This is a genomic window from Actinomadura sp. KC216 (assembly GCF_004348535.1).
In the GTDB taxonomy this organism is placed as follows: domain Bacteria; phylum Actinomycetota; class Actinomycetes; order Streptosporangiales; family Streptosporangiaceae; genus Spirillospora.
The window spans coordinates 1-8,873 of sequence record NZ_SMJX01000330.1 but is presented as its reverse complement, the minus strand read 5'-3'; the positions used below and the strand labels follow the sequence as shown (position 1 = coordinate 8,873).

At 69.5% G+C, this 8,873-nt stretch carries 8 protein-coding genes; 4 read left to right on the top strand and 4 right to left on the bottom strand.

All coding sequences use genetic code 11. The annotated features are described in order from the left end of the window. Positions 1 to 268 precede the first annotated feature (268 nt). Positions 269 to 1,276: an alpha/beta fold hydrolase gene (locus E1264_RS35620; protein WP_132180771.1), complete on the bottom strand. Its 1,008-nt coding sequence runs from the start codon at positions 1,274 to 1,276 to the stop codon at positions 269 to 271. A 40-nt stretch (positions 1,277 to 1,316) separates the two neighbouring features. Further along, the gene (locus E1264_RS35615) at positions 1,317 to 2,381 is read right to left on the bottom strand and encodes a substrate-binding domain-containing protein (RefSeq protein WP_132180770.1); all 1,065 of its coding nucleotides are present in this window, start codon (positions 2,379 to 2,381) and stop codon (positions 1,317 to 1,319) included. A gap of 65 nt (positions 2,382 to 2,446) precedes the next feature. Here E1264_RS35615 and E1264_RS35610 point away from each other — a divergent pair, with 65 nt between their 5' ends. After that, the gene (locus E1264_RS35610) at positions 2,447 to 2,884 is read left to right on the top strand and encodes a MarR family transcriptional regulator (RefSeq protein ID WP_207936671.1); all 438 of its coding nucleotides are present in this window, start codon (positions 2,447 to 2,449) and stop codon (positions 2,882 to 2,884) included. Positions 2,885 to 2,925: 41 nt separating this feature from the next. On the opposite strand, the gene E1264_RS35605 is transcribed toward E1264_RS35610, so the two are convergent. Then, positions 2,926 to 3,744: an N-acetylmuramoyl-L-alanine amidase gene (locus E1264_RS35605; RefSeq protein WP_243711366.1), complete on the bottom strand. Its 819-nt coding sequence runs from the start codon at positions 3,742 to 3,744 to the stop codon at positions 2,926 to 2,928. Positions 3,745 to 3,803: 59 nt separating this feature from the next. After that, positions 3,804 to 4,124, bottom strand: a complete 321-nt coding sequence (locus tag E1264_RS44905; RefSeq protein WP_207936663.1) for a hypothetical protein — start codon at positions 4,122 to 4,124, stop codon at positions 3,804 to 3,806. A 666-nt stretch (positions 4,125 to 4,790) separates the two neighbouring features. Here E1264_RS44905 and E1264_RS35600 point away from each other — a divergent pair. The 3 genes from E1264_RS35600 (at position 4,791) to E1264_RS35590 (ending at position 8,429) form a co-directional block, all read left to right on the top strand. Continuing rightward, positions 4,791 to 5,177 carry a hypothetical protein gene (locus E1264_RS35600; protein WP_132180768.1) on the top strand — a complete coding sequence of 129 codons (387 nt, stop codon included), beginning with the start codon at positions 4,791 to 4,793 and terminating at the stop codon, positions 5,175 to 5,177. Positions 5,178 to 5,290: 113 nt separating this feature from the next. Then, a complete protein-coding gene (locus E1264_RS35595) occupies positions 5,291 to 6,595 on the top strand; it encodes an erythromycin esterase family protein (protein WP_132180766.1) in 1,305 nt (434 codons plus the stop codon). Between the two features lie 310 nt (positions 6,596 to 6,905). Continuing rightward, positions 6,906 to 8,429, top strand: a complete 1,524-nt coding sequence (locus E1264_RS35590) for a cellulose binding domain-containing protein (protein WP_243711365.1) — start codon at positions 6,906 to 6,908, stop codon at positions 8,427 to 8,429. Positions 8,430 to 8,873 lie beyond the last annotated feature (444 nt).

Genomic DNA, 8,873 nt, shown 5'->3' with positions numbered 1-8,873 from the left:
CACAAGGCACCGCGCACAAGGCACCGCGCACAAGGCACCGCGCACAAGGCACCGCGCACAAGGCACCGCGCACAAGGCACCGCGCACGGAACACCGCGCACGGAACACCGCGCCGGACACCGGCCAGCGTTGCCCAGCCACTAGCCACCGCGCACCCGGCTACCGCACACCGGCCAGCGGGCCACCGCATACACCGGGCCACTGCGCACCGGGTGGTGCGCGTCGGGGGGCCGGGTGGCGCGTGCGTCGGCGGTGGGTGATGGGGCGGTTATCGGGCTAGGAGTTCTTTTAGGGCTGCGTCTATGAAGGCGGTGTCTACCGGGTTAGTGCCGTGGCCTGCGAAGTGGCCCCAGACGCTGGGGATTACGCGGAGTTCGGCGCCTGGGATCTGCTGGACGGCCCACGCCTCGTCTTCGGGCGGGAAGTAGAGGTCCTTCTCGCCGGGCATGACCAGGGTCTTGGCCTTGATGGACGCTAGTGCGGCCTTGGTGTCGCCGTTGAAGCCCGGGGTCTGGCCCACGTCGGAGTTCTGCCACGTCCAGAGCATGGTGAGGAGGTTGTTGGCGTCGCGGTCGTCCAGGAAGAAGCCCTCCCAGAAGCCGACGAGGAAGTCTTCCAGGGAGCTGAAGCCGAGTTGCTCCCAGAGGCGGTCCCAGTAGAACGCCTGGGAGAAGCCCCATCCGGCGTAGACGCGGGCGGCGGCGCGCAGGCCCTTGGTGGGCGGGGTTGTGTACCAGCCGTTCTCGAAAGCGGCGTCGGCGGTGAGGGCGGCCTTCACGCCTTCGAGGAACACCTTGTTGTGGTAGCTGCAGCGGGGCGAGCCGCAGAACGGGGCGATGCGCTCCACCATCTCGGGGTGGCTGACGGCCCACTGGTAGGTCTGGCCCGCGCCCATCGACCAGCCCGTGACGAGCGGCAGGCGCTCGATGCCGAAATGCTCGGTGACCAGGCGGTACTGGGCCTCGACGTTGTCGTACATGGTGACGTTCGGGAACCGGGCCCGGTCGTAGGGCGGCGGGGTGTTGCTGGGCGAGCTGGACAGGCCGTTCCCGAGCATGTTCGGCACGATGATGAAGTAACGGGACGGGTCCAGCGCCATGCCCTCGCCGATGAGCCACTCGTTGTCCTGGTGGCGCCCGGAGTACCACGTGGGATACACGATGGCGTTGCTCTTGTCTTCCGCCAGGTCACCGTAGGTCTCATAGGTGAGTTGCGCCCCGCGCAGGGTCGCACCGCTCTGCAGGACGAAGTCGCCGAGCTCGAACGTCGTGGCCATAAGCCCCCCTTAGTTCAGGATGAAACTATTTCCTGCGGAATCAATGGTCAAGGGGGTCGAGCGGAAGCTGGTACAGGACGTCGAACTCCAGGCCGTCCGCGGCGGCGAGGAACATCTTCTGCCGCAGATGCCGGTCGCGGACCTCGACGGGGCCGCGCGGGCCGTCGTAGCCGAGGCCCTCCGAGAGGGCCGTCATCCGGCGCACGTCCGGCTCGCCGCCGCTGCGGCGGAACAGCTCCGCGAGCAGCCGCACGCCCTCGTAGCAGGACTCGCCCATGCTGTTGAGCGGCGGCGCCTGCGGGCCGAAGCGCGCGTGGTAGCGGGCGCCGAAGTCCAGGCCGTCGCCGGTGGGGAGCGTCTCGAAGAACCCCGCCGCCGCGAACAGCCCGCGGGTGCCCTCCACGCCGGACGCGAGCAGCATGTTCTCGTCCATCAGCGGGCTGAAGCGCAGCTGGTCCAGGCCCGCCGCGCCGAACGCGCGGTTGAACGCCACCGCGTCGTCGCCGACCAGCAGCATCAGGACGGCCTCGCACCCGCTCGTCTCGATCCTGCGCAGCGGCTCGGAGAAGTCCTGCGTGCCGAGGCGGACGTAGATCTCGTCGCACAGGAGCGCGCCCTGCTCGGCGAGATAGGACCGCACGGCGCGGGCGGTGCCGCGCGGCCAGACGTAGTCGTCGCCGACGATCGTCCAGCGGCGGATGCCGAGCTCGGACGACAGCCAGCGCAGCGCCGGGCGGAGCTGCCGCTCGGGCGTCTCGCCGGTGAGGAACACGCCCGGCGCGCGCTCGCCGCCCTCGTAGAGCGCGGTGTAGACGTAGGGGACGCGTCCGGCGATCTCCGGGACGAGCCGCTGCCGGACGGTCGAGACGTGCCAGCCGGTGACCGCCTGCACGGCGCCCGAGCCGACCAGCTGCCCGACCTGCCCGGCGACCTTCGCGGGCGGTGCGCCGCCGTCCACGACCGTCAGCCGGAGGCGGCGGCCGAGCACGCCCGCCTCCTCGTTGATCTCTTCCTCGGCGAGCCGGGCGCACAGCTCGGCTGAGGGCCCGAAGAGTCCCGCGGGCCCCTGACGCGGCACCACCAGGGCGACGTCCAGGTCGTCCATATCGGGGACGTTAGTGGATCCTGGCCCAAAATAGTTTCGATGAGACGGTAATCTTGTATCTCGCGATGACTACAACAGGTATGGCGCAGGACGAGCTGGACCTGCCGCGGATGCTCGCGCGGGTCGAACGCGGCATCGCCGCCCGGCTCGCCGCCGCGCTGAAGACGGCCGGCTCCACCGTCGAGGAATGGCGGGTGATCTCCCTGCTCGCCGACGGGGCCGGGCACACGATGACCGAGATAGCGGAGTTCGCCCTGCTCCCCGCCCCGACGCTGACCAAGGTGATCGACCGTCTGGTGTCGGCGGGGCTGGTGTTCCGCCGCGTCGACGAGGCCGACCGGCGCCGGGTGCTGGCGTTCCTGTCCGAGCACGGCCGCGAGACGGCCGACCGGCTGACCGCGGCGATCGAGACCGAGTGGCGCGGCGTGCAGGACGCGGTGGGCCAGGAGGAGCTGGCGCTGCTGCGCGTCCTGCTGACGAGAATGTCCGCGCGGCTGGCCTGATCCGGCCTTGCTTCCGTCCAGAATATTTTCAGAGGGAAGCATCAGCGGAGGTAGCTCTCGAGACCGGCGGCCAGCGACTCGGCCATCCGTTGCCGAGACGGCGCGCTCGACAGCGTGGCCGCGTCCCCCGGGTTCTGCATGTTGCCGCACTCGATGAACACGACCGGCACCGTGGACAGGTTCAACCCGCCGAGGTCGCTGCGCCGGTCCAGGCCGTCGCGTCCCCGGTAGGTCGAGTAGGGGATGCCGGTGCCTGACCGGTAGGCGTCGCGGACCGCCGTGCCGAGCTTCCGGGACGGCTCGACGATCGACGCGTTCTTCCCCACGGCGACCGGCTCGATCACATGGAACCCGTGCCCGGACGGCTCGGCGCCGTCGGCGTGGATCGACACGGCCGCGTCGGCGTGCAGCCGGTTGCCGATGGCCGCCCGCTCCGTCACGCAGGGCCCTACACCGGTGTCGTCCTTCCGCGTCAGCGTCACCTTGGCGCCCCACTCCCGCAGGACGCGCGCCAGCCGGTTGGCGACGTCCCACGCGAAGGCGTGCTCGCTGTAGCCGTCCCGAGTGTTGGTCCCGACCGTGTTGCACGCCTTGTACCCGTTGCCGACGAAGACCTTCTTGTTGATCTGCTCGGTGTGGTCGGCGTTCCCGCCGTTGTGACCGGGGTCGATGACGATGACCTTCCCGTTCACCGCCGGCCCGCCGGTCGCGGTGGTCGGCGGCGACTCGCCGGTCGCCGTGGGCGAGACACGCGGGGCCCTCGGCGGCGGATCCCGGTCGGCGGATCCCCCGCACGCGGCCAGCATCGCGAAGCACAGCCCCGCACCCACGGCCGCAGGCCCGCACCCCCGAACACGCACCGCCCATCCCCCCATGACAGCTCGCTCGCCCCCTGACAATCTGCGCAGCCCGGCGCGGCCTAAACAAGCAGGTCCGGCGGCGGCAACGGGAACGATGGGTCGATGACGAGGTCGTGGTGAGGCCGGGGCAACGTCGAGGACGCGGTCCGCGGCCCCGAACCGGCCGCGCCGCTCACCCGGGCACGCGCCTGCCGCCCGGCGAGTTCGCCGATCATGGGCCGGATGGGCGGCGTCCTGGAGATCGATCCGGTGAGCCGGGCGGGACGCGTCCAGTCGGGCGTGTTCGGCACGCACCTGGAGGCCCAGCGCAGGCCGCACGGACTCCCGACCATCCGGCGGGCGCGTCCCTGTTCCGCGCCGTGGAACTCTGCCGCGATCACGGCGGCGAGGCCGCCGACGAATCCGCGGGCGAGTCCCGCCGATCGCGGCGAACGGCGGCGCGGTCACCCGCCACCACGAGGTAGGTCGCGGGCACCGCCCCTGGTACGACCGCCAGCGCCCCGACCCGTTCGCCGCCGCCGCCAAGGGCGGTTCTCGATCCGGCGGAATTCCCGAACCTGGAGTACTCCGTCCCGATCGCCATTTGTCAAATCACGCCTGATCTACCGCGGCTATGGTTGTACGCCGTGAACGCGCCCCCGCCCCCAGGCGCTCCGGGCCCTTCCGGCCCCGGACCGGTACCCCCCGAACCCCAAGGACCGACGCCGAGCGGCACGCCCGCCTCGACGCCCGGCCACCCGCCACCGCCGAGCGCACCCCCGACCCGGGTCCCCGGCGCACCGCTCGGCCCGATGCCGCCCGGCGCCCCGGGCCCGGTGCACGGCCCAGGGCACGGCGCTCCGCAGGGCCCGGCAGCCGGCCCGCCGTACACCCCCGTGCCCGGAGGACCGTACGCCCCGGCGCCCGGCGGGCCGGACGGGCCGATGGCTGGTGGAATGCAGGGGCAGATGCATGGTGGGCCGCCGGGAGCGGTGCCGGCGTTCGGGCGGCCGCCGTTTCCAGCGCGGCGGAGGAAGCGGTCCAAGGTGCCCCTGATCCTGGTGGCGGTGGCCGTCGTGATCCTCGGCGGCGGGATCGGGACCGCCGTCTATTTCGCCGAGATCCGGCCGCGCACCTACCTCGAAGACTGGCGCCGCCAGATGGGGTACGCCAACACCCTGGTCATCACGAACAGCTTCGTGGAAAGCAGGAGGGTGCACATCACGCTGGAGCAGGGGTGCTCCCCGGCTATCCCTTGCAATCCGCATCCGGCCAAGGATATTTCGGAATGGCTCAGCCGCGGTGTGGGCGTCATGTCCGAAGAGGAGGCGGCGAAGTGCTTCGGCGAGGGCTGCCAGCGCGTCTTCTACTACGAGGGCCACAAGGTCTTCGTCGGTTTCGAGAAGGTCTCCTCGAACTGGAATTTCCGGGTGAACGTCGACATGTACTGGTGAGGCTCAGGACGCCCGTACGCCGAGGGGCGTAGGCGGGAAGTACCCCGCTGGAGGATGTCCGCACGCGAAGGGAGCGGCGATCGTGGCGGTGGCGTAGAGCAGAGGAGGCTCTCATGAAACGTCGGACACGCGCCGTCGCGTGGCTCTCTCCAGGTGTCGGAATCGCGATGCTGCTCAGCGGCGCACCGGCAGCGGCCGCCCGGCATTCGGAACCGGTGGACAGGTGGATCGCGCGGCATGCCGTCCCGCTCGCGACCACCGACCCGTCCGCGCCGCTGGACGATCTGGTCCCCCTTCACCGGTCGGTCGGGGACGCGTCGGTCGTCGGTCTCGGCGAGTCGGTGCACGGCACGGCCGAGGAGACCGCGCTCAAGCTGCGCGCCCTCCGCTTCCTGGTCGAGCGGATGGGATTCCGCTCCATCGCCTGGGAAGAGGACTGGACGATGGGGCTCAAGATCGACGAGTACGTCCGGACCGGGAAGGGCGATCCCGACGCGCTCGCGCGGGAGATGAGCTTCCAATGGCGGACGCGCGAAATGGCGGACGTCCTGCGGTGGCTGCGCGGTTACAACGCCGGTCGCAAGGACAAGGTCCGGTTCGTCGGCGTCGAGTACTACTTCACGCGTCCGCTGGCCTACGACGGCATCAAGGCATATGTCGCCAAGACCGCTCCGGAACGCCTTCCCGAATTGCGCGAGCACAGGATCGTCCGGCCGTGGACGTCCGACATGCCCGTCTACACCACCTGGTTCCGCGAAAAGGTGGATGACAAACGTTCGTACGTCCGGCACGCGCGCCAGGTGTACGAGCTGGTCAAGGACCTTCCTGACCAAGGCCGCGACCACGAGACGGCCCTGCATCACGCCCGCCAGATCGTGTCGTTCTACGAGCACTTCCTCCTGGAATTCAACGAGGCCAACGCCTACCGGGACGCCCGTGCCGCGGAGAACCTGGCGTGGTGGCGCACGTTCAGCGGCGGCGACAAGGTCGTCTACTGGGGCGCGAGCGCGCACACCGCCAACGCGCCGGAACTCCACATCACCGCGCAGGACGGCAGGGACCTGCGCTACCCGACCGCCGGTTCGCACCTGCGGCGCCGGTACGGGCAGAGGTACCGGTCGATCGGCTTCACTCTCGACCACGGCGAGGTGAGCCTCGGGCCGGGCGGGACGGTCGTCCTCGCGCGTCCGGCACCGAACTGGTTCGAGCGGCGGTTCGCCGGCGTCGGCGCGGCGCAGTTCGTCCTGGACCTGCGCTCACCGGCCGCCGCGCCGGTCCGCCGGTGGCTGGACGCGCCCGCCACCACCCGCGGCCTTCCGCATTTCGGGCCGGACTCGACCACGACCGGGGGTTCTCTGTCGCAGTGGTTCGACGTCATCGTCCACCGCCACGAGGTCTCTCCAGCGCGACCTGCGTGAACACGCCCAAGAAGCAGGCCCTGAATTGGCAGAAAGTACCAACATTCTTCTTACGCGGGCGTGGTTCGGTCCATTAGCTGGGCTGGGCTGAACCGGTCTGAGCTGGGCCGGAGACGCGACGGCCGGACAGGGTTGCCGGAGAACGGCGCGCTGGTTACCGTTCACTCGATTAAAAGGAAAGTTTCCTATCAGATCCGAGGTCGAACGCGTGCCCCGCTCGCCCCCCGCCCGCCGTCCCGCCATGCCCATTCGATGTTCCTCGGGGTTCGGGGGATTCCCGCATGTCCGCATCTCCTTCCCGGGAGTGAAATTGAGAAGACTCCGCCCTAGCCTCCTCTTCACCGCCCTCTGTGCCCTCGTCCTCGCACTGCTCGTCCCGACCCCGGCGAACGCCGCGGCAGGGGCGACGGCGACCTTCACCAAGGCCGCGGACTGGGGTTCGGGCTACGAGGCCAGATACACGATCACCAACGCGACCGAGTCGGCGCTCTCCGGGTGGAAGGTCGAGTTCGACCTCCCGGCCGGCTCGACCATCGGCTCCTACTGGGACGCGCTGCTCACCAAGTCCGGGCAGCACGCCACCTTCACCAACCGCAACTACAACGCCACCGTCGCCGCCGGGGCGTCCGTCACGTTCGGGTTCCTGGTCAGCGGTTCGGGTGCTCCCACGAACTGCACCGTCAACGGCGGGTCCTGCAGCGGCGACACCAACCCCGGAGCGCCCTCCGCTCCCGGCGAGGTGTCGGTGACCGGGAAGACGGACACGTCGCTCACCCTGACGTGGGGCCCGTCCACCGGCCCGGTCGACGGCTACCGCGTCTACGAGGGCGACGACGTCCGCGCGACGGTGAACGCCACGAGCGCCACCATCTCGGGACTGCAGAAGTGCTCCGGCCACACCTACACGGTCAAGGCCTATAACGAGGCCGGCGAGTCCCCGGGTTCCGCGGTGTCCGGCACCACGACCGGCTGCACCCAGCCGGAGGTCGGCAAGCACGCGGCTCCCTACCTGTACCTCGGCTGGGGCAACCCGCCGGACCCGACCACGGTGATGAACGCGACCGGCATCAAGATGTTCACGATGGCGTTCATCCTGGCCCAGAACGGCTGCAACCCGGCCTGGGACAGCCAGCGCCCGCTGAAGGGCGGCGTGGACGAGCAGGCGATCAACAAGATCCGCGCGGCCGGCGGTGACATCATCCCGTCCATCGGCGGCTGGTCCGGCAACAAGCTCGGCCCGAACTGCTCGTCGGCCGAGGCCCTGGCCGGTGCCTACCAGAAGGTCATCGACGCCTACGGCCTCAAGTCCATCGACGTCGACATCGAGAACACCGACGAGTTCGAGAACCCGGCCGTCCAGGACCGGATCCTCGGCGCCCTGAAGATCGTCGAGCAGAAGAACCCCGGCATCCAGACGATCCTGACGCTCCCCGTCCTCGCCAGCGGCCCGAACTCGTGGGGCAAGCGCCTCATCGACCGCGCGGCCGAGCTGCAGGTCCCGGTGGACATCTGGTCGATCATGCCGTTCAACTTCAACGGCCACTCGGACATGTACGGCAACACCGTCAAGTCGTCCGAGGGTCTCAAGGAGGCCCTGAAGTCGGCCTTCAAGTGGACCGACGAGGTCGCCTACTCGCACATGGGCATCTCCGGCATGAACGGCCGGTCCGACGTGGGCGAGATCACGACCACCGCGATCTGGACCCAGATCCGTGACTGGTCGAAGTCCAAGGGCCTGGCCCGGCTGACGTTCTGGGCGGTCAACCGCGACCGTCCCGGCAGCGGCACCGACCAGACCGACTGGCAGTTCACCAAGATCACTGCCGGTTTCTGACCACTCTCCCAGGCGGCCCGCGTCCCAGCTCCGGGGACGCGGGCCGCACCCTTTCCCGGCCGCTTCCAGACACGCCGATTGGCACATCGGACGGGCGTTCCACCAACCAGCGCGCATGGCCTAATTGGCGAACATCGCCAATGCCTCGGGCCCGGTCCAGGCGGATAGTGCCGATATTCCGGTGGGCCCGGGCTGGTTCGGTGTTCAAGCTGGGGTGGTTGCTCTATTCAGGTGTCTGACCTTAGACAAAGGGCTTGCCCAGGTCACGCAGGCTGGTTACCTTGCTCTCAAACTGATAGGAAACCTTCCTATCGATTAGCGATCTAGACACGAGCGACTACACAACAGCAGCACCTACTCGGGGTTCGGGGGAATCCGCCAGAGCTTCCAACCGATGGAGTGAGAGTTGCGCCCCCACCCCCACGCAGACGTGCGCCCCCGTTC